Below are 24,224 nucleotides of genomic sequence, written 5' to 3'. Positions count from 1 at the left end.
CGCGGCTCCGGCCCGCGCCGGCCCGTCCGCCGAGGCTGGGGAGGCGTGAGGCTGCGGTTGCGGTGCGAGGCGGGTGGGGCTTTGGTGGTCGTCACCGCAGAGTCGTCGACCACTGATAAATAGCCGATGGCAACACCGCGCTCTGACTTATAAATAAACACACCGTCGCTCCGGGATTCGCACTCAGTACGTCGGCCCGTTTATAAATCGCTCCACGCGCCCAGGAACCGCTGGACCGCGGTGAGATGCCCCACGGCGGCGAACAGCGCGAGCAGGAGCCCGACGACGTTGAGTCCGGCGACGATCGGCGCCGAGTAGACCGCCGCGACGAGGCCGACGAGACCCATCAGCGCGAGTCGGTCGGCCCGCCCGAGCAGCCCGCCGTACTCGCGGCCGATGCCGACCGCCTGGATCTGCGTGCCCATGTACGAGGTCATCAGGACGCCGGTGACCGCGAGGAAGCCGAGGGCGTACGCCTCGACCCCGACCGTGAAGCCGGCGATGATCGCGATGTCGGCGTACCGGTCGAGGACGTGGTCGAGGAGGTCGCCGCCGTCCGAGGAGACCTCCAGGTGCCGCGCCAAGGCGCCGTCGACGAGGTCGAGCCAGCCGTTGAGGAGGACGCACACGGCGCCGACCGCGTAGAACAGTGGGTCGCCGACCGCGAACGCGCCCGCGGCCGCGACCGCGACGCCGAACGCGAGGACGCTCACCTGGTCCGGCGAGAGCCCGAGCCGGGCGGCGGCGCGCACCCACGGTCCGAGCAGGCGGTCCGCCACCGACCGGTACCGGTCGAGAGTCATCTATCGCTTCTACCGTCGCGGCCGGTTCATATATAATCGATGAAGTCGACGGTGCCGGCGCTGGGCTCGCGCTCGCCCTCGATCGCGGCGCGGATCGCGTCGGCCACGGCTCGGGGATCGCGGTCGGTGGTGTCGATCTCGTAGACGTTCTCGACACCGTGCTCCTCGACGGCCTCCGAGAGGATCACGTCGAGCGCCTCGCTCTCCGCATTTTCGGAAGCCGTGGCGTCCGACTCACCGCGTGCGCGGAGCCGCGCCTCGATCGTCTCGGGGTGACACCGGAGGACGACCACGCGGTCGACGTCGAACCGGTGCGCGAGGTGCGAGTCGAGCACCCCGGCCCAGTTGCCGAGGCGCTCGCGGACCGCGTCGAGGTCGGCGACGAGCGTGTCGCGGTCGGCGTCGCGCTCGGTCCAGAGGGCGTCGTTTTCCTTTATAAGTTCGTTGAGGTGGATAACGTCGTACTCGTCGGCGAGCAGGTCCGTCGCGGTCGACTTTCCGGTCCCGGGGGTGCCGGTGACGGCGACGCGGGTCGGGCTGGGGTCTCGGTGGGCGTCGGGGTCTCGGTGGGCGTCGGGGTCTCGGTGGGCGTCGGGGTCTCGGTGGGCGTCGGGGTCTCGGTGGGCGTCGGCGTCTCGGTGGGCGTCGGCGTCTCGGTGGGCGTCGGCGTCTCCGTCCTCGGTCGGCGACTCCCCGCTCACGCCCGGACACCGAGCCCGAGGTCGGCCAGCGTCTCGTTGAGCCGCTCGACCGCCTCGCGCGTCTCCGCGCGGGTCCCGGTCGAGATCCGGACGTGGTTCGGGAGCCCGAAGGAGGTGCAGTCGCGGATGATCACGCCGCGCTCCTGCGCCGCGTCGGCGACCCGCTCCGCGTCGCCGACCTCGGCGAGCACGAAGTTCCCGGCCGACTCGACGGTTGGCGCGTCGAGTTCGGTCGCGATGTACTCGCGCGCCCAGCGCGCCGTCTCGATCGACTCGGCGACGTGGTCCTCGTCGTCGAGGGCGGCGAGCGCGGCCCGGCACGCCAGCTCGTTCGCCGCGAACGGGGTGTTCACCCGGGCGTACGCCCCGCCCCACGCCTCCGGGACGACGCTGTAGCCGATCCGGAGCCCCGCGAGCCCGTACGCCTTCGAGAACGTCCGGAGCACCGCCACGTCGTCGCGCTCGTCGACCAGCGGGATCGCGCTGTCGACCGCGGCGAACTCGCCGTACGCCTCGTCGACGACGACGAGGGTCTCGTCGGCGGTCGCGTCCGCGATCGCCTCGATCTCGTCGAGGGGCATCGTCGAGCCCGAGGGGTTGTGCGGGGAGGTGACGTAGACGATCCGCTCGCCGCCGTAGGCGGAGAGGACCGTCTCCGCGTCCTGCGCGAAGCCGTCGGCCGGGGAGAGGTCGTACTCCGTCACCTCGCCGTGGTGGTACCGCGCCGACATCCCGTAGTAGGCGAACCCCGGCGTCGGCACCAGGACCTCGTCGCCGGGCTCTAACGCGGCCCGAGCGAGGTAGTCGATCGAGCCGTCGGCACCGGGCGAGACCCACACCTGATCGGTCGCCACGCCCCACTTCTCGGCGATCTTCGCGGTGAGGTCCGTGTGCGAGGACTTCGGGTACTGGTGGACGCGGTCGGCGTGCTCGCGAATCGCCTCGACGGCCGCCGGGCTGGGGCCGTGCGGGTTCTCGTTCGAAGAGAGCTTGATCAGGTCGTCGGGGTCGATCCCGCGGTCGCGGGCGACCTCCTCGACGCCCCGGCCCGGGACGTACTCGGAGTGGTCCGAGAGATCGCGTGGTTCCATGCCCGTTCGTCCGGGACGGGCGGTCTTAAGGGTGGCCGAACCGCGCGGCGGTGACGGCGGGCCCGCGCCGTCGGTTCACCGGAAACCCGGTGTGCGACCGGCCCGCAGGGAGCACCGGAAGGCGGGAGTTCCGGTCCCGACTCAGGGGACGCGCACGTCGTGTTCGAGGGTGCCGACGCCCTCGACCTCCACCTCGACGGTGTCGCCGTCGGCGAGCGCGCCGACGCCCTCGGGGGTCCCGGTCGCGATCACGTCGCCGGCCTCCAGCGTGAGGTACGTCGTGATCTCCTCGATCAGGGTCGGCACGTCGAAGATGAGGTGCCCGCGGTCGCTCGACTGCTTCGTCTCGCCGTTCACCCGGAGCTCGACGCTCGCGTCCGCGGGGACCTCCTCGGGCGTCGCCATCACGGGACCGAGCGGCGCGGCGTTGTCGAACGCCTTCCCGCGCACCCAGTTCTGCTCGCGGTTCTGGTCGTCGCGGTTCGAGACGTCGTTCATGCAGGTGAAGCCCGCGACGACGTCCATCGCGTCCTCGGCGTCGACCGCCTTGCACTGCTCGCCGATCACGACCGCCAGCTCCGCCTCCCAGTCGATCCGGTCTTTCCCCGCGGGGACGGTGACCGTGTCGCCGTGGCTCGCCAGCGCGTTCGGCGGCTTCAAGAAGAGGAGCGGCCGGTCCGGCACGTCGTTGCCGAGCTCGGCCGCGTGGTCGGCGTAGTTGCGCCCGATACAGACGATCTTCGAGGGATCCGTCGGCGGGAGCACGTCGATCGCGGGGTCGTCGAGGGCGTACTCGTCGCCGCCGAAGGCGACGGTGTCGCTCTCGGGGTCGTACGTGCCTTCCCGGACCGAACCCGCCGGGTCGCGGAACCGTGCGTGGTGCATGTGCGAGCGATCGGGCGGGGTCTTAAAAAGGGTTGCCGGACGGCGCCGGCCGCGTCACTCGCGCTCCCGCTCGGTCGTGTGTGGGTTCTCGGTCGCCGGCTTTCGGTCGGCGGATTCGGGTCCGGTTCCGGCGGAGTCCGGCTCGTCGGCCCCGCCGAACAGCTCCTCGCGGGCGCAGTCGGCGCAGTAGTGGTTGCGCTCCATCGCGTGGGTCCGGACCGGGACGCCGACGGCGACCGTCTCGTCGCGCCGGCGCCGGACGACCCCGCGCTCGAACGACTCGCCGCAGACGACGCAGGGGGACTCGGTGCGTTCCGTCGCCCGGACGACCCGGTGGTCGACGGTCCGGATCCGGCCGAACCGCGAGAGGCCGTGTCGCCGGTTCAGCCGTCGTTCCGCGGGCGGCGTCAGGGCGACCCCGATGACGGCGAACGCGAGGCCGAACGCCGCGCCGAGCGGCGCACCCTGCTCCGCGGCGACCGCGGCGATACCGAGGCCGATCAGGGAAAGCACCCCGCCGAGGAGGTACCCGGAGAGCGTCACGAGGGCCCCGTCGTCCTCCCTCGGCTCGGACAGTTCGCCGTCCGGGAGGGGACCGTCGGAGACGCCCAGCCGGCGCGTCTCGGCCAGCTCCGAGTAGTGGTACCAGCCGTACAGCAAGTTACCAACGCCGCCGGTGGTCAGGAGCAGGAGGACGTGCATGGGTACCGACCCGACGCCTCTCTCGACGAGCACGACCCGGTCGCCGCGGTCCTCGGTGAGCTCCCAGCCCTCGTCGAGGTGGTCCCGGACCCGACGCCGGAACGCGCGGTGCGCCTCGGCGTCCGCGGCCGCGTCGCCTCGTCGGACGGAGCGCCCCGCCGACTCCGGACGCGCCGCTCCGCAGGCGGCACAGAACTCGTCCTCGGGAGCGAGGGGGTCGCCGCACTCGGCGCAGTACGCGGCGTCGGCCGCGTCGCGCAGCTCGGCCCCGCAGCCGGGACAGAAGTTGGCGTCGGGCGGGATGGGCCGGCCGCACTCGCGACACGCGTCGGTCGGGGGAGGGCTCTCGGGCCGCTCGGAGGGCATCGCCGTCGAGTTCGGTCGGGGAGTTGTTAACTCCTCTCCCCCGTCGACGCCCGGGATACCGCGAGGGGGCTTCCGCGGAGTCGACTTTTATTACCGCGCGCTGAGACGATCCGGTCGTACCATGGAACTCACCTGGCACGGCCACTCGACGTGGCACGTCGTCGTCGACGACACGGAACTGCTGATCGATCCGTTCTTCGACAACCCGAAGACCGACGTCGACCCGGAGGACCTGGATCCGGACTACCTCCTGTTGACCCACGGCCACGGCGACCACATCGCTCACGCCGCGGCGTTCCCCGACGCGACCGTGGTCGCCACGCCGGAGCTGACCGCCTACGTCCAGGAGGAGTTCGGCCTCGAGCACTCGGTCGCCGCCGGCGGCATGAACATCGGCGGCACCGTGGAGTGCGGCGACGCGTGGGTGACGATGGTCCGCGCGGACCACTCGAACGGGATCGAGAACGACCCCGACTACTCCGCCGGGATGCCCGCGGGCTTCGTCGTCGGCGATAAGAAGCCGACCCAGGAGTCCGACCCCGACTGCACGACGTTCTACCACGCGGGCGACACCGGGCTCATGTCGGAGATGGTCGACGTGATCGCGCCGTACCTCGAGCCCGACGCCGCCGCGCTCCCTGCCGGCGACCACTTCACGATGGGCCCCGCCGGCGCCGGCATCGCCGCCGACTGGGTGGGCGCGGACGTGGTGTTCCCGATGCATTACGACTCGTTCCCGCCGATCGAGATCGAGACGCGGGAGTTCGTCAACGAGGTGAAGGCCGCGGGCGCCGCGGCCGAGCCCGTCGTCCTCGACGGCGACGAGACGTACACGCTGGAGTAGTCGACGCCGGCCACCGAACGCTTCGACGCCGCGGGTCGCGGGTCGACATGCGGTGGGTTCGCGGGCCGACAGCGCGTTGACACGCGGTGGGGCCGTTGACACGCGGTGGGGCCGTTGACACGCGGTGGAACTGTTTTTTTCGCCATGGCGAGACCGGAGAGCGGCGCGGCTCCGTTTTGCGGACGCCGACGCGCCGACATATGCGCGGCTCCGTAGAATACTATTCAAATCCGAATAAATATTATACAAATATCTGTAGATTCCGTCGACATCCAAGGACACAATATTCCTTCATAGATTTAAATTAATAATAAATCAGAAGTCTTCTAAATAAAAGACAGTTACGGTCGGATTGGTACGCCATGTCAACCGCTGATATGCGGGCTGTGATCCGCGGAGAGGGGGGCCGATTCGTGTACATCGTCTCCGCGCTCGCAGCGCTCAACGGACTCCTGTTCGGGTTCGACACGGGGATCATCTCCGGAGCCATCCTCTTTATCGACACCACCTTCGAGCTGACCCCCTTGGTGGAGGGGATCGTCGTCAGCGGCGCGATGGTCGGCGCGGCCGCCGGCGCTGCCGTCGGGGGTCAGATCTCCGACCGCATCGGCCGCAAGCGGTTCATCCTCCTGTCGGCCGGCGTGTTCTTCCTCGGATCGTTCCTCATGGCGGTCGCGCCGACCGTCGAGGTGCTCGTCGCCGGGCGGATGATCGACGGGATCGCCATCGGGTTCGCGTCGATCGTCGGCCCGCTGTACATCTCCGAGATCGCGCCGCCCTCCGTCCGCGGCGGCCTCACCTCGCTGAACCAGCTGATGGTCACCGTGGGGATCCTCGCGTCGTACTTCGTCAACTACGCCTTCTCCGGCTCCGGCTCGTGGCGGATCATGCTCGGCGCGGGAATGGTCCCCGCCGTCGTGCTCGCCGTCGGCATGTCCCGGATGCCCGAGAGCCCCCGGTGGCTCTACGAGCGGGGCCGCACCGACGAGGCCCGCGCGGTCCTCCGCCGCACGCGGGAGGGCGACATCGAGTCGGAGCTCTCGGAGATCGAGGCGACCGTTGAGGCGCAGTCCGGGAACGGGGTCCGTGACCTCCTCAGTCCGTGGATGCGTCCGGCGCTGATCGTGGGGCTCGGGCTCGCGGTGTTCCAACAGATCACCGGCATCAACGCGGTGATGTACTACGCCCCGACGATCCTGGAGTCGACCGCGTTCGGGAGCTCGCAGTCGATCCTCGCGTCGGTGTTCATCGGCTCGGTCAACGTCGCGATGACGGTCGTCGCGATCCTGCTCGTCGACCGCGTCGGTCGGCGCCCCCTCCTGCTCGTCGGGACCGGAGGGATGATCGGGTCGCTCGCCGCCTCCGGCCTCGTCTTCCAGTTCGCCGACCCGACCGGGGGAGTCGGCTGGCTGGCGACGCTCACGCTCGTCTCGTTCGTCGCGTTCTTCGCGATCGGACTCGGCCCGGTGTTCTGGCTGCTCATCTCCGAGATCTACCCGCTCGCGGTCCGCGGGAGCGCGATGGGGCTCGTGACCGTCGCCAACTGGCTCGCGAACCTCGCCGTGGCGCTGTCGTTCCCCGTGTTGCTCGACGGGATCGGCACGCCGGGGACGTTCTGGCTGTTCGGCGCGTGCAGCGTCGTCGCCCTGCTTTTCACCTACCGCACCGTCCCCGAGACGAAAGGGCGGACGCTGGAGGCCATCGAGGCGGACCTCCGCAGCGCGACCGGGTCGGCGGCGGACGTTCGCGCGGACGACTGACGGAGACGACGGCCCGGGGCGCCGGCGGCGAACGCGCGCCGCCGTTCGACGCCCCCACGACGTTCCGATGCCGATAACCTTTATCCCCGTCAGACCGAACCAGAGAACGACTATGGTAGACATCGAGACATCCACCGTTTCCGAGGAGGGGTACGCCTGCACGAGCCAGGTCGGCGACTTCGACCTGCAGATCGACGCGACCGACGAGACCGGACCGAACCCGAACGCCGCGCTCGTCGCGACGTACGCCTCCTGTTACCTCCCCGCCTTCCGCGTGGGCGGGAGCCAGCGCGGCGAGGAGGACCTCGGCAAGATCCAGATCGACGCCAGCGCCGACCTCGACGAGGACGATGACCTGTCGGCCATCGCCTTCGACGTCCACGTGGAGGCCGACCTCGACGACGAGACCGCCTCCGACATCGCCGAGCGGGCAGAGGGCATCTGTCACGTCTACAGCGCGCTCCGCGACGAGCTCCGCGCCGACGTGAGCGTCTATCCGGGCGCGTTCTGAGGGCGTCCGAGACGCCGACCGCTTTTCGTAGCCGCCACCGCCGCACGCACGAGCGACGCCTGTGGTCGTCGCTCCCGAGTTCCGTCTACGGTCGTCGCTCGGTCGCTCACGGCCGCTCGACCCCGCGGAACTCGAAGCGCGCGCCGCCCGACTCGCTCTCGGTCAGCGTCACCTCCCAGCCGTGGGCCTCGGCGATGCGCTCGACGATCGCGAGCCCGAACCCGGTGCCCGTCTCGGAGGTGGTGTAGCCGCTCTCGAACACCTCGTCGCGTTGCTCCTCGGGGATCCCCGGCCCGTCGTCGGCGACGTAGAAGCCGTCCTCGAGGTCGCCGACGACGACCCGGATCCCGCCGTGCTCGACGCTGTTTCGGAAGAGGTTCTCCAGCAGTCGCTTCAGGCGGTCGCGGTCCGCGAGCACCTCGCCGTCGGCCTCGAAGATGACGTCGACGTCGCCCGCGTCGGCCTCGCCGTCGCTCCCGGCTCCGACGCCCTCGACCGACCCGAACTCGTCCGCGTCGTACCGGTCGGCCAGCTCCCCGATGGCGACCGGCTCGACCGGTCCGACGGCGTCGCCCTGTCTGGCGAGCGTGAGCACGTCCTCGATCAGCCGCTCCATCTCGTCGAGGGCGTGCTCGCAGCGGTCGAAGTAGTCGCCGCTCCCCGTCTCCCTCGCGAGCCGGAGGTAGCCGGAGAGCACGTTGAGGGGGTTCCGGAGGTCGTGCGAGACGATCGAGGCGAACTCGTCGAGCCGCTCGTTCTCGCGTTCGATCCGCTCCTCGTACGCCCTCCGCTCCGAGATGTCGCGGCTGCTGGCGAGGAACCGGTCCTCGCCGTGGACGTCGATCCGGCGCACGTGGACCTCGACGGGGAACGCCGTGCCGTCGGCCCGCGCAAACGTCGTCTCCAGCCGGATCGTCTCGTCCATCTCGATTTCGTCCCACATCTCGATCGCCGCCTCCGGGTCCATCTCCCGGTCGACGTCCCACACCTTCATCCCGGCGAGCTCCTCGGGATCGTAACCCAACTCCGCCGCCATCACCCGGTTCACGTCGACGATCTCGCCCGTCTCGTCGTGGATGTCGATCATGTCCGGCGAGCCGTCGTAGAGGGCCTCGAGCCGAGCGGAGGTGCGTTCGAGCCGGCGCTGGCGGCGGCGGTCGTCCGTCACGTCGCGGGAGATCCCCAGGACGCCGTCGAACTCCCCGTCGATGACGAGGCGGCGCAGCCCGTAGTCGACGATCGTCTCCGGCCGCCCGGGGAACTCGATCTCGACCGTCCCCGACAGCGTCTCGCGGTCCCCCTCGATGAGCGCCGCGAACGGGTCGCCGTCTCGGGTCTCGCGGATCCGCCGGATCAGCCGGCTCCGTCGGCCGATGAGCTCCTCGCGGGGCGTATCGTACACCGCTGTGATGCGGTCGTTGGCGAGCTCGAATCGGGCGTCGGCGTCGTAGACGGCCACGCAGTCGGGAAGCTCGTCGACGAGTCGCCGGTAGCGTTCGAGGTCGCGCTCGCGCTCCTTCTCCTCGGTCACGTCGATGTGGATCCCCACCGCGCGGACCGGATCGCCGTCCGCGTCGCGCTCGACGACGCGGCCGCGGTCCCGGATCCACACCCACTCGCCCGACTTCGACCGCATCCGGTGGTCGCACCGGTAGTACTCCGTCTCCCCGGCGAAGTGGGCCTCGAGCGCCGCCCACGCCTCGTCGATGTCGTCCGGATGCACCCGGTCTTCCCACTCCGAGAGCTCGAAGGCGATCTCGGAGCGGTCGTAGCCCAGCATCTCGGCCCACCGCTCGTCGAACCGGACCTCGTCGGTGCGGAGGTCCCAGTCCCAGACGCCGACGTCGGCGCCCTCGACCGCGAGCCGAAGCCGCTCCGAGAGCTCGCGGAGCTCCCGCTCGCGCTCCTTGCGTTCGGTCACGTCGCGGAAGTAGACGGAGAGGCCGGTCTCCGAGGGGTAGACGTCGACGGCGAGGTCGGCGTCGATCGCCTCGAAGCGGCGTTCGAAGGCCCGCTGTTCGCCGTCCGCCATCGCCGCTCTGAACTCCTCCTCGAGAAGGGTCCCGCGGATCGCGGGGAACCGTTCCCAGATCTGGTCGCCGAGCAAGTCGCCGGCGTCGCGTTCGAGCATCTCGGCGGCCCGCTCGTTGAGGTACGTGAGCCGCCACTCCGCGTCGATCTCGCAGAACGCGTCCGTCATGCGGTCGAGGTGCTCCGTAAACCGGCGGTCGGGCCGCGCCTCAGACACGACGCCCGCGACCCGCGACACGAGCGCGTCGTACGGGTCGTCGGCGGCGTCCTTCGGGAGGTACCCGTCGGCGCCGGCGGCGACCGCCTCGCCGGCTATCCGCTCGGACCCCTTCCCGGTGAACAGCACGAACGGGAGGTCGCCGCGTCGCTCCCGGACGGATTTTAGGAGCTCGATACCGTTGGTCCCGGGCATCTCGTAGTCGCTGACGACGCAGTCGAACGCGCCCGACTCGGTCGCCGCCAGCGCCTCGCTCGGGTCGGTCTCCGGCGTCACCTCGAAGCGGTCGTCGCGTGACTCGACGAGCGACGCCGCGGTGTCCGCGAACCCCGGCTCGTCGTCGACGAGGAGGACTCGGATCGAGGGCGGCGAGCTCTCTCCGGCCGCGATCGCCGTCGAACCGTCTCCGTCCCCTCCTGTCATTCGTGTTTGTACGCATTTTCCGACATGTTAATCGTTCCGCTTCGGTCCGTCACCCTCCCGCGTACTCGACGACCGCGCTCGACGCGACGTACCCGATGGCGGCGACGACGAGTCCCGCGACGAGCGCGAGCGCGAACTCCCGACCCACCGCGAACGCCAGCAGGAAGCCGGCCATGCCGGCGGCGTTCGCGCACAGCAGCCGGAGCGTTCGGTAGTTCGGTTCACGGGTTGACATGCGTCCGCTACGCGGGCCGCGCTCAAAAGCCCTGAGTCGGCGGCAGTCCGCGGACGGTCCGAGGGTTTAGGAGGGATGGCGAGGCCAGCGTCCCCGTGCGACCGAGCGAGGGGCGAGCACGACGACCGGGGCAAACGCGAGGACCGAACACGGCGGGGGACGTCCGGCCGGTCCGAGCCGCTCGCGGCCTACTCGCCGCCGTCGCGGCGATCCTCGCCACGGCTGCCGGACTGGTCGCTGCGGTCGCCGGGCTCCCGGCCCTCGCGGCCTCGCTCGCCGCGTCGCTCGCGTTCGCGGCGTGCTGGCTGGCCGCGCTCGGGACGGCCCGCGCCCTCGCGCGGGTGTTCGGGCGGCGGTGACCGCGGAACCGTTTTCCTTCCGCCGCCGGTAGCGTCTCGCATGGTGATGAAAGAGTCCGACTCGGCGCTCGACCGCGGCGACGCGGCCCCCGACTTCGAACTGCCGGGCGTCGACGGTGAGACGCACGCGCTCGACTCGTTCGACGCGGACGCGCTGCTCGTCGTCTTCACCTGTAACCACTGCCCGTACGCGCAGGCGAAGTTCGATCTGCTCAACGAGCTCGCGGCCGAGCACGACGACCTCGCGGTCGTCGGGATCAACCCCAACGACGCCGACGAGTACGCCGAGGACTCGTTTGCGGCGATGCGCGAACGGGTCGCCGACGGGGCGATCGCCTACGACGCGTACCTCCGCGACGAGACGGGCGCGGTCGCCGAGGCGTACGGCGCGGTCTGTACGCCCGACCCGTTCCTGTTCGGCCGCGAGGGCGACGCGTGGCGGCTCCGGTATCACGGCCGGCTCGACGACGCGCTCGACCCGGACGACGAGCCGACCGAGTTCTACGTCAGAGCAGCCGTGGAGTCGGTGCTCGCGGGCGAAAGCGTCGATATCCCGGACCGCCCCTCCCGCGGCTGTTCGATCAAGTGGCCCGAGGCGTAGGCGTCGGCGGCGCCCGCGGCGTCCCGGCGCGAGCGAGACCGGTTCCCTCACCGCCGGAGACGGGTTGAAAGGGATCCGGGCCGAAGCGTCGGTATGGGAATGAAAGGCGACGGCGACGGTGACCTCCACGAGATCGATCGGTTCGACGGCGGCGTCGGCTGGATCGCGTACCCCGACGAGACGATGGAGCGCGCGAGCCACGCGATCGCGGTCCCGAACGACGAGAGCGAGACCGACGACGTCTGGGTGTTCGATCCTGTCGACGCCCCCGGGCTCGACGACCTGCTGGGAGAGCTCGGGACGGTCGCCGGCGTCGTCGTCGGCCTCGACCGACACAAGCGGGACAGCGCCGCGATCGCGACCCGTCACGACGTCTCGGTGTGGGTCCCCGAGTGGATGACGGGCGTCGCGAGGGAGCTCAACGCCCCCGTCGAGCGGTTCGGGGACCGGCTCGCCGACACCGGCTTCGAGGCGTTCCGGATCCGCGACTCCTCGCTGCCGCCGTGGCAGGAGGCCGGCTTCTTCGACGGGGAGACCCTGATCGTCCCCGAGTCGCTCGGCTCCTCGTCGTACTTCCGCGGGGACCGCGAGCGGATCGGCGTCCATCCGATGCTCAGGCTGACGCCGCCGACGGAGGCGCTCTCGGGCCACGACCCGGACCGCGTGCTGGTGGGTCACGGCGTCGGCGTGCTCGACGGCGCGGCGATCGCGGTGGAGGACGCGCTCTCGAACTCGCGGGGGAAGGCGCCGGGGCTCTACGTGAAGACGCTCCGGTCCGCGATCGGGATCTGAGCGTGATCCACGTCACCCGCGACCTGCTGACGGTGCTGCTCGAACGCGCCGCGGAGCGCGATCCGGGCGAGACGAACCTCCGGCTGTCGGCGACGCGCGCCGGCGACTTCGAGGTCGACACCGAACTCGACCCGGAGACGCCGGTGCTGACGCATTTCACCCCGGATGTCGGCGGGTCGGTGAACGCGGTGTTCGGCGTCGACCTCGGCACCCCGGCGGGCCACGGCGGCGCGCGGTTCCTCTCGCACCCCGACGGGTTCCTCGGCGTGTCGAAGACCGACGATCTCGCCGCGGTCGTGCTCGTCGCGGTCCCGCCGTACGACGACGAGACGGTCGCCGCGTTCGACCGCTCCGGCGACGGGATGGAGCTCGCCGTGCTCGACGCGGTCCCGCCCGAAGAGTCGCTCCCGGAGTGAGCCGCCCGGGGAACTCGACCCCGGCGCGGTCGCGGTACGCGCGCGAGGCCCCCGCGAGCGAGCCGTCGCGCGAGCATGGGTTTAAAAAGGAGCGAGCGAGTACGTCGGTGCGATGGCAGCACGCCCACCCGGCGGCGGCGGTTCCTCGGAGCCCGACGCGATCGAGTTCGGCATCGCCGTGCTGGACGAGCGGGTCGAGGAGGCCGGCGTCTCGTTCCCCGCGACCGGCGACGAGATCGTCGACGCGCTCGACGACAGCGAGATCCCCTACGACGCCAAGGGCCGGACGATCCGCCTCTCGGAGGCGCTGGAACAGGTGCCACAGACCGAGTTCGAGAACGAGACCGAGTTCCTCGACGCGCTGTACCCCGTGTTCGACCGCGAGCGGCGCGAAGGCGGCGGCGTCTTAGCCAGCCTGCGCGACGCGCTCCCCTTTTAACTAGATCCCGCGGACTGGCCGACCTCGGCCTCGTTCTCGTCGCCGCCCGTGTCCAGCCGCTCGATGACGTCGTTGATGAGCACGACGTCGCCGACGGCCCGGACCCAGCGGTACGGGACGATGACGCCGCTGTTCCCGTCGACGCGCCCGGCGAACAGCTCGCGGTTGAGCTCCGCAAGCGCGAGTCCGGTCACCGACCGCGCGTCCAGATCGAGGCGCACGTCCTCGATCTCCCCGACGAAGACACCGTTGTTCGAGTACACCTCACGACCGACGAGCGACGTGATCTCCTGTGGAGCCGCGTTCATATGCCATACGGTCACGAGCGCGCCTATTAAGCGTTCGTTGTCGAACGACGTCCGTCAGACGCGGGGAGCGGGCGTTAGCGGGATCAGCCCCCGGCAGGCCTCACTCCCGCGGCGCGACCAGCTCGACCGGGTGCATCGGCGCGTCCCCGAGGAGCGCGTCGATCTGCTCGGTGCAGGAGGTGCCGGCGGCGACGACGGTGCGGTCGGTGTCGCCGAACTGCTCCCGAATCGGCTCGCCGACGTCCATGCTCAGCTCGTAGTAGTCGCTTTTGTACCCGAACGAGCCCGCCATCCCGCAGCACTCGGTGTCGGAGACGCGCACGTCATAGCCGAGCGCCTCCATGACGGCGGTGGCGTGCTCGCCGACGCCGACCGTCCGCGCCTGACAGTGCGGGTGATAGGCGACGCGCGTCCCGGACGCCACCGGGCCGGTCCCCTCGGCCGGCGCGCGCAGCGCGGCCGGGTCCCCGCCGTTCTCCAGCAGGCCGAAGCAGTACTCCATCACGTCGTAGCTGGCCTCGGCGAGTCGCTCGTGGGAGGCCTCGGGGAGGAACTTCTCGTACTCGCTCCGGAACATCGCGAGGTCGCTCGGCTCTATCACGACCACGTCGCGGCCGGCGTCGACGTGGGTCGCGAGCCCGGCGTACACGTCCTCGGCGGCCGACTCGGCGGTCGCGATCATCCCCTGCGAGAGCGGCGGGCGGCCGCTCCCCGGGAGGTCCGGGATCCGCACGTGGACGTCGAGCGCCTCCAGCGCGCGCACGGCGGCCTTCCCGCGGTCGACGTCGACGTAGTTCGTCGCCGTGTCGGGGTAGAGCACGGCCTCGCGCTCGGCCGAGTCGACCGGAACCCGGGGGCCACCGCGGGCATCGAACCAGTCGACGAGCGACTCGCTCGCGAACTCGGGCAGGTCGCGCCGCCGGTCGATCCCGGCGACGCGCTCCGCGATCGCGCGCACCGGCCCCGCGTCGGCGAGCCGGTTCGCGACCGGCGCGGTCCGGCTCCCCCACTTCGCCAGCGTCTCGTAGTTGCCGACGAGGCGCGTTCGCAGGTCGAGCCCGCCGGGTTCTTCGTCCGGGACCAACTCCTCGAACATCCAGTCCGTCTGTCCGGGGTCGGCCTCGCCGCGGTTGATCCGGTCGCGGACGACCGTGTTGATCCACGGGATATCGATCTCGACCGGACAGGCGGGGACGCAGCGCGAACAGCCGGTACAGAGGTCGTTGAACTCGGCGGCGGTGTCGAGCCCCTCGATGCCCGCCTCCCAGCCGGTCGCGATCCCGCCGGAGTACGTCTCGCCGCCGAACGCGTGGCCCCCGACGCTCTGGAAGTTCCCGCAGGCGTTCGAGCAGGCGGAACACCGGATGCAGTACAGCGTCTCCTTCAGCTGCTCGTCGTCGCGCATCGCCATTCGGCCGTTGTCGATGAGGACGAGGTGGAAATCGCGGTCGTCGCCCGAGCCGTCGGCGAGCGGGTCCGCGTCGTTCCGGAAGTCCGGAACCGGCGAGTCGACCGGCGGGGTCAGCGTGGAGATGTAGGAGGTCACGTCCTGTCCCGTCCCCGAGCGCCCGATCAGCTCGACGAAGGGGGCGAACTCCTCGACGGTCGGGACGATCTTCTCGACGCCCGCGACCGCGATATGGGTGTCCGTCGCGGTCACCGTCTTCCGGGCGTTGCCCTCGCTGGTGACTAACAGCATGGTACCGGAGTCAGCCGCGATGAAGTTCGCGCCGGTCATCCCCACGTCGGCGTCCTCGATCAGCTCCCCGAGCCGCTCGCGGGCGAACATGGTGAGCTCCTCGGCGGTCTCCGGCGGGTCCTCCGGGTCGAACCGCTCCGCGAACAGCTCCGCGATCCCCTCGCGGGACTTGTGGATCGCCGGCGCGACGATGTGGGAGGGCGCCTCGTCGGCGACTTGGAGCACCCACTCGCCGAGGTCCGTCTCGACCACCTCCACGCCCGCGGCCTCCAGCGCCTCGTTCACCTCGATCTCCTCGCTGGTCATCGACTTCGACTTCACGAGGCGGTCGGCGTCGCGCTGCTCCGCGGTCAGCTCGGTGATGTACCGGTTCGCGTCCGCGGCGTCGTCGGCGACGTACACGGTCCCGCCGTTGGCCTCGACGGTCTCTCGCACCTCGTCGATGAGCTCCGGGAGCCGAGCGATCGCGTCCTCCTTGATCTCGCGGGCGTCGGCCTTCAGCTCTTCGTAGTCGTCGAGCCGCCCGGTCGACTCGATCCGCCCCTGATTGAAGCCGCGGGTGTTCTCGGCGACCGCGTCGCCCTCGGTGGCCATCAGCTCGCGGATGCGCTCGCCCTTCGACGCGTCGCTACTCATCGGCGGTCACCTCCGAGTCGGACGTGGTATCGGCGTTTTCGTCCGCACCCGCGTCGTCCCCCCGCAACAGCACCACGTGCACCTCCTTCGGCCCGTGCGCGCCGTGGACGAGCCCGCCCATGTCGGCGGTCGCGCTCGGGCCGGTCGCGAACACCACGTCGACCGACTCGTCGCGCGCCTTCGGGCCGAGCCAGTCGAACGCGTCGGGCATGTCCGGAACGAGGTCGCCTTCGCGGAGGACGACCACGTGGCGGTCGACGAAGAGGCTCACCGGCTCCGTGCCGGCGGTGTCTGCCTCGATCGCGACGCTCCCGTACTCGGCGACGCCCAGCGACGCGTCCGTGACCCCGGTGTGGGCCGCGCGGAGCTCGGCCGTGGTCGGGTCGGTCGCGACTCGGTCCGGGAGCGCGATCGACCCGTCGTCCGCGTCGTCGCCCTCCTCGGCGAGCGCGACCCCGACAGCCGGGTCGCCGGCGGCCTCGTCGACCAGGTCTTCACACTCGCTCGCAGGCCCCTCGGTGACGGTGACGCCGAGGGAGTCGAGTCGACGCTTGAACGTCGAGCGGTCGGCGGCTGACATACGTCATCATTCAAGGGGATATATATGGGTGTTGCGCCGGCTCCCGCGCGCCGACGATTCCGGCGGCCGTCGCCGGATTCCCGCGCTCCCGTCGGGGTCAGGGGATTTTTCATAGTTCGACCGTGATGGTCTCCCATGGCAACCAACACGCCGGATCCGGACCCCAGAGACGGGGGGGACTTCGACTACACCGGGGGAGAGACCGATCGGCCGGAGCTCGTGGACGCGCTCGAGCGCCGGGTGGACGGCGACGTGCGGTTCGACGACTACTCGAAGCGGCTCTACGCGACCGACGCCTCGGCGTACGAGGTCACGCCCATCGGCGTCGTGATGCCGGAGTCGACCGCGGACGTGGCGGCGGTCCAGGAGTACTGCTTCGCCGAGGGGATCCCCGTGCTGCCGCGGGGCGGGGGCACGTCGCTCGCGGGGCAGACGGTCAACGAGGCGGTCGTCCTCGACCTCACCGACTCGATGGACGCGGTGCTCTCGACCGACCCGGACGCGGAGGAGGCCCGGGTCCAGGCGGGCGCGTACGTGGGCGACCTCAACGCGGCGGTCGAGCCCCACGGGCTGAAGTTCGCCCCCGACCCGGCGTGGCGAGACAAGTCGGCGGTCGGCGGCGCCATCGGCAACAACTCGACCGGCGCGCACTCGCTGAAGTACGGGAAGACGGACCACTACGTGGAGGAGGCGGAGGTCGTGCTCGCGGACGGGACGGTGACGGCGTTCGGCGAGGTCGCCGTCGACGACCTCCGCGAGTCGGCCGACCCCGACGCCGACGAACTGCTCCCGCGGATCCACGCCGAGGTCGTCCGGATCCTCGACGAGGAGGCCGGCGAGATCGACGAGCGGTTCCCGGAGATGAAGCGGAACGTCTCCGGCTACAACCTCGACCGGCTGCTCGACGAGTACCGCGGCGAGTACGGCGAGGAAGGGGTGGTCAACCTCGCCCGGCTCATGGCCGGCAGCGAGGGGACGCTCGCGACGGTCACCGAGGCGACGGTCTCGCTCGTCGAGATCCCCCACACGAAGGCGGTCGCGCTCCTGACGTACGACGACCTCCTCGACGCGATGGAGGACGTGTCGCCCATCCTCGAGCACGACCCCGCCGCGGTCGAGGTGATGGACGACGTCCTCCTCGGGCTCGCCGCCGACACCCCGGAGTTCGAGGACGTGGTCGGCATGTTACCCGAGGGGACGAACTCCGTCCTCCTCGTCGAGTTCTACGCCGATAGCGACGCGAACGGGAAACAGAAGGTCGCCGACCTCGTCGCCGACCGGGTGGGCGCGACCGACGACCGGTCGCGCCCCGAGACGGAGGCGGACCCGACCGAGGGCGCCGCCGACGTGACGAGCCAGCCGCGCCGCGCGGTCGACGCCATGGAGGCGCACGACCCCGAGCAGCGCGACCGCTTCTGGAAGATGCGGAAGGCCGGCCTCCCGATCCTCCTGTCGCGAACCACGGACGAGAAGCACATCTCCTTCATCGAGGACTGCGCGATCCCCCCGGAGCACCTCCCCGAGTACACCCGCGAGTTCCAGCAGATCCTCGAGGACAACGACACGTTCGCGACGTTCTACGCGCACGCCGGTCCCGGCGTGCTCCACATCCGCCCGCTGATCAACACGAAGGAGGTCGAGGACGTCGAGGCGATGGTCGACATCGCCGACCGCGTCACCGACGCCGTCGTCCGGCTCGGCGGGTCGGTCTCCGGCGAACACGGCGACGGCCACGCCCGGACCCAGTGGAACCGGAAGCTGTACGGCGACGAGCTCTGGGAGTCGTTCCGCGACCTCAAGACCGCGTTCGACCCCGACTGGCTGCTCAACCCCGGGAACGTCTGCGGCGACTTCGACATGAGCTCGAACCTCCGGTTCGACTCGGAGTACCAGTACGACGCCGCCTTCGACCCCGCGATGGAGTGGGCCGTCGACAACGGGATGCGCGGGATGGTCGAGCTCTGCCACGGCTGCGGCGGCTGTCGCGGGCCCCAGGAGACGACCGGCGGCGTGATGTGCCCGACGTACCGCGCCTCCGAGGAGGAGATCCAGGCGACCCGCGGCCGGGCGAACATGCTCCGCGGCGCCATCAGCGGCGAGCTGCCGGACGACCCCACCGACGACGAGTTCGTCACGGAGGTGATGGATCTGTGCGTCGGCTGTAAGGGGTGTAAGAAGGATTGCCCGAGCGGCGTCGACATGGCGAAGCTGAAGGCCGAGGTGGAGCACGCCCACCACGAGGAGCACGGGATCGACCTCAGGACCCGGCTGCTCGGGAACTTCGAGTCGCTCGCGCCGCTCGGCTCGAAGCTCGCGCCGCTCTCGAACCTCCCCGGGAAGCTCCCCGGCGCCGGCCTCGTCATGGAGAAGGCGCTCGGGATCGCGAAGGAGCGCGACCTCCCGACGTTCCGCTCGGAGAGCCTGACCGACTGGTTCGAGGCCCGCGGCGGCGCCGGCGTCCCCCGCGCCGAGGCCGACCGCGACGTCCTCCTCTTCCCCGACGTGTACACCACCTACACGAACCCCGGCGCGGGGAAGGCCGCGGTCCGGGTGTTGGAGGCCGCGAACTGCCACGTCCGGATTCCGGACGTCGACGGGAGCGGGCGCCCGCCGCACTCGAAGGGGATGCTCGACGAGTCGCGCGCGGCGGCGAGGGACGCCGTGGAGACGCTCGCGCCCGACGTCCGCGACGACTGGGACGTAGTCGTCGTGGAGCCGACCGACGCCGTGATGCTCCAGTCGGACTACCACGACCTGCTCGACGGCGACGCCAGCGACGTGCCCGACGCCGACGTGGCGGCCGTCTCCGAGAACACGTACGGGATTATGGAGTACGTCGACGCCCACCGGCTCGACGAGGCGCTCGCCCTCGACGCGCCCACCGAGTCGCTCACCTACCACGGGCACTGCCACCAGAAGGCGACGAAGAAGGACCACCACGCCGTCGGCGTGCTCCGCCGCGCCGGCTACGGCGTCGACCCGCTCGACTCCTCCTGTTGCGGGATGGCCGGCTCGTTCGGCTACGAGGCCGAGCACTACTCGATGAGCAAGGCCATCGGTCGGATCCTCTTCGACCAGGTCGACGAGAGCGACGGCGACGAGGTCGTCGCGCCCGGCGCCTCCTGCCGGACCCAGCTGAAGGAGCGCGACGGCGACGCCCCCGAGCCGCCGCACCCGGTGGAGAAGCTCGCGGCGGCGTTGGCGTAAGCGGCGACGCTATCAGGGCCCGACGGCGAGCGCCCCGGCCCGCGGAGCCCGGCGCGCTCCTCACTCCGGAACGCGTTTCACGTTCGCGGCGATGAGCGCGAGGAGGTACGAGAAGGCCGGATACGTCACGGCGACCAGGGCGAGAAACACCGGATCGAGCCCGCCGGGTTCGTCGAGGAGGAAGCCGGTGTACCGCACGACGGCGACGGTGAGAACCACGAGCGCCGTCCGCGCCGCGTACACGAACGGCGAGGGGGTCGGGAACTTCACGCGGTTGCCTGCGAGGCGCAGTCACTCGAATGCGTCGACCGCCTCGCGCTCTCGCTCTCGCCGCCGAGCCAACAGCCGCGTGACCCCCTTCCCGGGACCGCCCTGGATGGGCCATCCTTTCGTCCGCCACTGGGGCGGCTCGGGCGAGAACGACGGACAGGAGCCGGAACACTCGCGCGCGGTCGGGACCTTCTCCTTCGTCGCGCAGTGCGGGACGAGCGACCGCCCCTCACGGCGGAGTTCGAAGTGGCGGCAGTCCGGGCGCATCGTCTCGTGATACGAGCGCCACCCCTTCCCGTAGGCGCGCTCCGCGATCTCCAGCCGCAGGGTCTCGGTCTCGGGGGTGCGAGAGCCGGCGCGATCGGAGGACTCACCGCTGCCTCCGGGTCCGTCCGTCGCACCGGCCCCGCCGGGAGAGAGGTCGCTCGGGTGCCACGCCACGTCGCCCGCCTCGGCGCGGACGCCGTCGGAGAAGTCAGTCGCGAGGATCCCTGCCTCGACCGGCATCTCGCGCAGGAGGGCGGGCTCGACGCGCTCGCCCGTCGTCTCGGTCGCGAGCCACGCCTCGTCGGCGAGGGCGGCCTCGACGTCGTGTTCCAGCTGGTCGGCGAGCCGGTCGGCCGCGGAGCGGTCCAGGTCGGGCTTGTTCTCGATCGCGACGATCCGCTCGACCCAGTCGGGGTACGGTCGCTTCCGGCGGAGCTGGATGCGGTTGTTCCGGCGGCGCTTCTCGATCAGGTCCCGCCCCGCGGCGCGGTGGACCGCCTGCCGGACGTACCGCCAGGGGTAGCCGGGGTGCGGGAGCGCGTCGCGGTACCACGCCCACTCCGCGGGCGCGTGGCGGACGACGTGGAGGAGGTCGGAGTCGATGGTCCGGTCGCCGAAGGCGCGCCGCGCCGCGAACGCCGCGGGGTCGACCTCGATCACGACCGTGTCCCAGCGGCGCTCCGCGGTGCCGAGCTGGCGGGCGACGAGCGCGGGGCGCGCGCCGTCGCTCGGGTGCCACGCCAGTTCGGCGTACCGGCAGACGAGGAGCTCGTAGCCGAACTCGGCGTCCGGAGTCACGGCTGCAGTAGTGCGGGACCGTTTAAAAACGAACCGCCGGAACGCGAGTCGCCCCCGCGGCCAGCCGGGCGCCGTCGCCGGCTCGGCGCTCGCCCGTTTCGGAGCGGAGCGGCCGCTCAAACGTAGTCGCCGGTCTCCTCGTCTTTCCGCTCGTCGAGGTAGTCGTGGGCGTCATCGAGGATCTCGCGGGGCCCGTTCTGGGTGATCGTGTTGAGCGCCTGGTCGTAGTCGCGCCACTGCAGGTCGCGGTGCTCGTTCGAGATCTCGGCGCTCGCCTCGAACGAGCGCGCGATGAACAGGTGAACCGTCTTGTGGATGGTCTTGCCGTTCGCCTCGAACACGTAGTCGTACTCCCTGCGGAAGCCGTCGATGAGCCGGAAATCCTCGATCCCGGCCTCCTCCGACACCTCCCTGATCGCCGTCTGCTGGAGCTCCTCGTCCCCCTCGACCCCGCCTTTGGGGAACTCCCAGTCCCCCGGTCGGCTCTTCAGGAGCAAGTACTCCCGTTCGCCGCGGGTGTCGCGGAAGAGGATGGCTCCAGCGCTGGTCGCTTCGACCGTCATTACCGTCAGGTAAGCGAGCACCCTTAAAGAGCGTGTCGGAGTTCCGAACGCAGGGGCCGGGGACGGATCCCCGATCGAGCTGGATCGCCGCCGATCCCGCGGACTCGCGGGTAGATGCGTTTTTACTCCTCCGGCAACCATGGGCGGACGACCCCCCAGCCATGACCTTCGTCACGAAACTCTCCTTCGCCTCCGGCGACCGCGACGTGCTCGCCGAGACGGTCCAGGAGCTCAAGTCGACCCTCGAACGGAAGGGCGCGGAGTGTAAGGGCCCGCACGCCGCGCCCGCCGAGACCGTCCGCGTACCCCTTTATAAACAACTCCGCGCAGGCGACGAGTTCTCCCCGTGGAGCTACTCCGTCTACAAGCGCTCGATGGAGATCCACGGCGCCGACGACATCGCCCGCGAGGTCGTCGGCCGCGACTTCCCCGACTCGATCCACGTTGAGGTCGAGGTCGATCAGAAGAAGCCGCTCGGTCACCGCCGGGACTGATCGGTTCGACCGCCGAGCGGGGGCGCTCGGCGACCGCGACCGCCCGATTCCGCCACGCGACCTTTTAAGCACGCTCGCGGCCACCTTCGGCTATGAGCGCGCTCGAATCCGACGCGTACCGCGAGTTCCGCCGCGATCTCCACCGCCACCCCGAGCCGGCGTGGCGCGAGTTCTACACCACCGCCCGGATCGTCGGGGAGCTCCGGGAGCGCGACCTGACCGAGCTGTACGTCGGGCGCGACGCCCTCGCGACCGACGACCGGATGAACGTCCCCGACGACGACGAGCTCGCCGAGTGGGAGCGACGGGCCCGCGACGCGGGCGCGGACCCGGACGTCGTCGACGAGCTCTCGGGCGGCTACACCGGCTGCGTCGCCGTCGTCGAGCGCGGCGACGGCCCCGTGATCGGGGTCCGCGTCGACATCGACGCGCTGCCGATCCGCGAGTCCGAGGACGCCGGCCACGCGCCGGTCGCCGAGGGGTTCCGCTCCGAGCACGAGGGGTTCATGCACGCGTGCGGTCACGACGCCCACGCGACGATGGGGCTCGGGACGCTCGACGCGGTGCTCGACTCCGACTTTTCCGGCACGCTGAAGGTGTTCTTCCAGCCCGGCGAGGAGCAGGTCGCCGGCGGGAAGCCGATGGCCGAGTCCGGACACCTCGACGACGTCGACTATCTCTACGCGGTCCACGTCGGCCTCGACCACCCCTCCGGCGAGGTCGTCTGCGGCGTCGAGGGGTTCCTCGCGGTCCGGCACTTCCTCGCCGAGTTCACCGGCGCACCGGCCCACGCCGGCGCGCGGCCCGAGCAGGGGCGCAACGCCGTGCAGGCGATGGCGGCGGCGATACAGAACCTCTACGCGATCCCCCGCCACGCCGACGGGCCGACCCGGGTGAACGCCGGGCTCGTCGGCGGCGGCACCGCGACGAACATCATCCCAGAGGAGTCGTACATCGAGGGGGAGCTCCGGGGGGCGACGACGGAGCTGGCCGCGTACATGTCCGACCACGCCGACCGGATCCTGGAGTCGGCCGCCGGCATGCACGACTGCGAGGTCGACGTGGCAACGAAGGGGGAGGCCCCGAGCGCGACCAGCGACGCCGCCCTCGCCGGGATCGTCGGCGACGTCGCGGGCGACACCGCGGGCGTCACGAACGTCGTCGACAGCGACGACCTCGGCGGCTCCGAGGACGCCACCTACCTGATGCAGGCGGTCCAGGAGAACGGCGGGCTCGCCTGCTACGTCGGCGTCGGCACCGATCACCCGGGCGGCCACCACACGAGCACCTTCGACGTGGTCGAGGACGACATCGCGGTCGGCATCGACGTGCTGAGCGGGGCGACCCTACGGGTCGCCGAGACGAGCCCGTGAGGCGACGCGTCGACCGGGAGCGCCGCCGGCTCCGAACCCCCTCGTGAGACGGCCGAGTCGGGCGTGAACGCTTCCTCCGGCGGTAGGTTTAGGCGCCGCGAGCCCCTCAGTTCGGACATGGAGGCCGCCCTCTGGTACGTGCTCACCGGCACCCGCGGCGGCCCGAACAGAGTCCGGATCCTCAGGGCGATCGACGATCGCCCGCGGAACGCGAACCAGCTGGCCGAGCACCTCGGTCTCGATTACACGACGGTGCGACACCACCTGGATGTGCTCCGCGACCACGACGTGGTCGAGCGCACCGGAGACGGCTACGGCACGGTGTACTACCCGACGGAGGGGACCCGTCGGCACTGGGACCTCGTCGAGGAGATCGCCGAGGGGCTCGCGCTATGACCGCCACGGGCCCGCGGTGTGACCGCGCCGGCGCTCGCGGGGTGTGAGCGATGCGGTGGGTAGACGTCGCGCGCGTGAGCGTCGCCGTCAACGTCGCGATGCTGGTCGCGCTCACGTGGGTGTGGGCGCGGAACTACCTGACGTTCCGGTCGAAACACTCGATAGGGCTGGCGGCGTTCGGCGTCGTACTCTTAGCGCAGAACGCGCTCTCGCTGTATTTTTACGTATACCATCCCGTGCTCGCCGGCTGGTTCGCGACCGACATGCCGTCGCTGGCGTGGCGGGCGAACGTCGTCGTCCACGTGTTCCAGACGGTCGCGCTGGCGTTCCTGCTGTGGGTAACCTGGGACTGAATGCTGCGGGTGACGTGGGAGTAAACTACCCTACCCTACTTCGCTCACCCCATACGGGGTTCGCTCGTTGAGGGTAGGGCTTTGATGTGGACTCCCAGCAATCA

General features: G+C 70.7%; 26 protein-coding genes. 13 read left to right on the top strand and 13 right to left on the bottom strand.

Annotated features, from left to right (window positions below):
* Positions 1-200: 200 nt before the first annotated feature.
* From B4V06_RS08530 to B4V06_RS08510, 5 genes are all read right to left on the bottom strand, one after another.
* Positions 201-803, bottom strand: coding sequence for a CDP-alcohol phosphatidyltransferase family protein (locus B4V06_RS08530; RefSeq protein ID WP_123112122.1), 603 nt, complete (start codon positions 801-803; stop codon positions 201-203).
* A 26-nt stretch (positions 804-829) separates the two neighbouring features.
* Positions 830-1,504 (bottom strand): adenylate kinase family protein, encoded by a 675-nt coding sequence (locus tag B4V06_RS08525; RefSeq protein WP_498169119.1) that lies wholly within the window; start codon positions 1,502-1,504, stop codon positions 830-832.
* Positions 1,501-2,595, bottom strand: coding sequence for a histidinol-phosphate transaminase (gene hisC / locus B4V06_RS08520; RefSeq protein WP_123112123.1), 1,095 nt, complete (start codon positions 2,593-2,595; stop codon positions 1,501-1,503). The genes B4V06_RS08525 and hisC overlap by 4 nt, the downstream gene beginning before the upstream one ends.
* A gap of 141 nt (positions 2,596-2,736) precedes the next feature.
* Entirely contained in the window at positions 2,737-3,480 is a 744-nt protein-coding gene (locus B4V06_RS08515) for a fumarylacetoacetate hydrolase family protein (protein ID WP_123112124.1), read from the bottom strand.
* A 54-nt stretch (positions 3,481-3,534) separates the two neighbouring features.
* Positions 3,535-4,548 (bottom strand): zinc ribbon domain-containing protein, encoded by a 1,014-nt coding sequence (locus B4V06_RS08510; protein WP_498169114.1) that lies wholly within the window; start codon positions 4,546-4,548, stop codon positions 3,535-3,537.
* A 121-nt stretch (positions 4,549-4,669) separates the two neighbouring features.
* On the opposite strand from B4V06_RS08510, the gene B4V06_RS08505 reads away from it, so the two are divergent.
* From B4V06_RS08505 to B4V06_RS08495, 3 genes are all read left to right on the top strand, one after another.
* A complete protein-coding gene (locus B4V06_RS08505; protein WP_123112126.1) occupies positions 4,670-5,392 on the top strand; it encodes a metal-dependent hydrolase in 723 nt (240 codons plus the stop codon).
* 362 nt (positions 5,393-5,754) lie between these two features.
* Positions 5,755-7,152 (top strand): sugar porter family MFS transporter, encoded by a 1,398-nt coding sequence (locus tag B4V06_RS08500; protein ID WP_123112127.1) that lies wholly within the window; start codon positions 5,755-5,757, stop codon positions 7,150-7,152.
* Between the two features lie 112 nt (positions 7,153-7,264).
* Positions 7,265-7,663, top strand: coding sequence for an OsmC family protein (locus B4V06_RS08495; RefSeq protein ID WP_498169110.1), 399 nt, complete (start codon positions 7,265-7,267; stop codon positions 7,661-7,663).
* 106 nt (positions 7,664-7,769) lie between these two features.
* Here the strand turns inward: B4V06_RS08495 and B4V06_RS08490 are convergent, their stop codons facing one another.
* On the bottom strand, positions 7,770-10,334 hold the full coding sequence (locus B4V06_RS08490; protein WP_498169107.1) for a PAS domain S-box protein: 2,565 nt from the start codon (positions 10,332-10,334) through the stop codon (positions 7,770-7,772).
* Between the two features lie 49 nt (positions 10,335-10,383).
* Positions 10,384-10,569, bottom strand: a complete 186-nt coding sequence (locus tag B4V06_RS08485) for a hypothetical protein (protein WP_498169105.1) — start codon at positions 10,567-10,569, stop codon at positions 10,384-10,386.
* A gap of 95 nt (positions 10,570-10,664) precedes the next feature.
* Between B4V06_RS08485 and B4V06_RS08480 the strand changes: the two genes are divergently transcribed.
* The 5 genes from B4V06_RS08480 (at position 10,665) to B4V06_RS08460 (ending at position 13,176) form a co-directional block, all read left to right on the top strand.
* The gene (locus B4V06_RS08480; protein WP_498169103.1) at positions 10,665-10,928 is read left to right on the top strand and encodes a hypothetical protein; all 264 of its coding nucleotides are present in this window, start codon (positions 10,665-10,667) and stop codon (positions 10,926-10,928) included.
* A 40-nt stretch (positions 10,929-10,968) separates the two neighbouring features.
* The gene (locus tag B4V06_RS08475) at positions 10,969-11,529 is read left to right on the top strand and encodes a thioredoxin family protein (RefSeq protein ID WP_123112132.1); all 561 of its coding nucleotides are present in this window, start codon (positions 10,969-10,971) and stop codon (positions 11,527-11,529) included.
* Positions 11,530-11,628: 99 nt separating this feature from the next.
* A complete protein-coding gene (locus tag B4V06_RS08470; protein ID WP_123114814.1) occupies positions 11,629-12,321 on the top strand; it encodes a hypothetical protein in 693 nt (230 codons plus the stop codon).
* Between the two features lie 2 nt (positions 12,322-12,323).
* Complete coding sequence (locus B4V06_RS08465; protein WP_123112133.1) at positions 12,324-12,737, top strand: JAB/MPN domain protein-containing protein; 414 nt, start codon at positions 12,324-12,326, stop codon at positions 12,735-12,737.
* 112 nt (positions 12,738-12,849) lie between these two features.
* Complete coding sequence (locus B4V06_RS08460) at positions 12,850-13,176, top strand: DUF5789 family protein (protein WP_123112134.1); 327 nt, start codon at positions 12,850-12,852, stop codon at positions 13,174-13,176.
* On the opposite strand, the gene B4V06_RS08455 is transcribed toward B4V06_RS08460, so the two are convergent.
* The 3 genes from B4V06_RS08455 to B4V06_RS08445 form a co-directional block, all read right to left on the bottom strand.
* Positions 13,173-13,484 (bottom strand): PRC-barrel domain-containing protein, encoded by a 312-nt coding sequence (locus tag B4V06_RS08455; RefSeq protein ID WP_123112135.1) that lies wholly within the window; start codon positions 13,482-13,484, stop codon positions 13,173-13,175. The genes B4V06_RS08460 and B4V06_RS08455 overlap by 4 nt on opposite strands.
* 100 nt (positions 13,485-13,584) lie before the next feature.
* Positions 13,585-15,819 carry an LUD domain-containing protein gene (locus B4V06_RS08450; RefSeq protein ID WP_498169099.1) on the bottom strand — a complete coding sequence of 745 codons (2,235 nt, stop codon included), beginning with the start codon at positions 15,817-15,819 and terminating at the stop codon, positions 13,585-13,587.
* Complete coding sequence (locus B4V06_RS08445) at positions 15,812-16,399, bottom strand: LUD domain-containing protein (protein WP_498169097.1); 588 nt, start codon at positions 16,397-16,399, stop codon at positions 15,812-15,814. The genes B4V06_RS08450 and B4V06_RS08445 overlap by 8 nt, the downstream gene beginning before the upstream one ends.
* Before the next feature lie 135 nt (positions 16,400-16,534).
* Here B4V06_RS08445 and B4V06_RS08440 point away from each other — a divergent pair, with 135 nt between their 5' ends.
* Positions 16,535-19,606, top strand: coding sequence for an FAD-binding and (Fe-S)-binding domain-containing protein (locus B4V06_RS08440; protein ID WP_498169095.1), 3,072 nt, complete (start codon positions 16,535-16,537; stop codon positions 19,604-19,606).
* A gap of 60 nt (positions 19,607-19,666) precedes the next feature.
* Here B4V06_RS08440 and B4V06_RS08435 read toward each other — a convergent pair whose 3' ends face one another.
* The 3 genes from B4V06_RS08435 to B4V06_RS08425 form a co-directional block, all read right to left on the bottom strand.
* Positions 19,667-19,876 carry a hypothetical protein gene (locus tag B4V06_RS08435; RefSeq protein ID WP_498169093.1) on the bottom strand — a complete coding sequence of 70 codons (210 nt, stop codon included), beginning with the start codon at positions 19,874-19,876 and terminating at the stop codon, positions 19,667-19,669.
* A 21-nt stretch (positions 19,877-19,897) separates the two neighbouring features.
* The gene (locus tag B4V06_RS08430; RefSeq protein WP_498169091.1) at positions 19,898-20,941 is read right to left on the bottom strand and encodes a DUF5787 family protein; all 1,044 of its coding nucleotides are present in this window, start codon (positions 20,939-20,941) and stop codon (positions 19,898-19,900) included.
* Between the two features lie 116 nt (positions 20,942-21,057).
* Positions 21,058-21,504 (bottom strand): bis(5'-nucleosyl)-tetraphosphatase, encoded by a 447-nt coding sequence (locus tag B4V06_RS08425; protein WP_123112141.1) that lies wholly within the window; start codon positions 21,502-21,504, stop codon positions 21,058-21,060.
* Positions 21,505-21,665: 161 nt separating this feature from the next.
* Here B4V06_RS08425 and B4V06_RS08420 point away from each other — a divergent pair, with 161 nt between their 5' ends.
* The 4 genes from B4V06_RS08420 (at position 21,666) to B4V06_RS08405 (ending at position 24,120) form a co-directional block, all read left to right on the top strand.
* Positions 21,666-21,998: an uS10/mL48 family ribosomal protein gene (locus B4V06_RS08420; protein WP_123112142.1), complete on the top strand. Its 333-nt coding sequence runs from the start codon at positions 21,666-21,668 to the stop codon at positions 21,996-21,998.
* Positions 21,999-22,090: 92 nt separating this feature from the next.
* The gene (locus B4V06_RS08415) at positions 22,091-23,371 is read left to right on the top strand and encodes an amidohydrolase (protein ID WP_498169088.1); all 1,281 of its coding nucleotides are present in this window, start codon (positions 22,091-22,093) and stop codon (positions 23,369-23,371) included.
* A gap of 117 nt (positions 23,372-23,488) precedes the next feature.
* The gene (locus B4V06_RS08410) at positions 23,489-23,767 is read left to right on the top strand and encodes a winged helix-turn-helix domain-containing protein (RefSeq protein ID WP_498169085.1); all 279 of its coding nucleotides are present in this window, start codon (positions 23,489-23,491) and stop codon (positions 23,765-23,767) included.
* Between the two features lie 50 nt (positions 23,768-23,817).
* Positions 23,818-24,120 (top strand): DUF8036 family membrane protein, encoded by a 303-nt coding sequence (locus B4V06_RS08405; protein ID WP_498169083.1) that lies wholly within the window; start codon positions 23,818-23,820, stop codon positions 24,118-24,120.
* The last annotated feature ends 104 nt before the right edge of the window (positions 24,121-24,224 follow it).

Source organism: Halorubrum sp. B53 (genome assembly GCF_059752395.1).
Note: the sequence above shows the minus strand (reverse complement) of the source record. Positions and strands in the feature narration are given on the sequence as shown.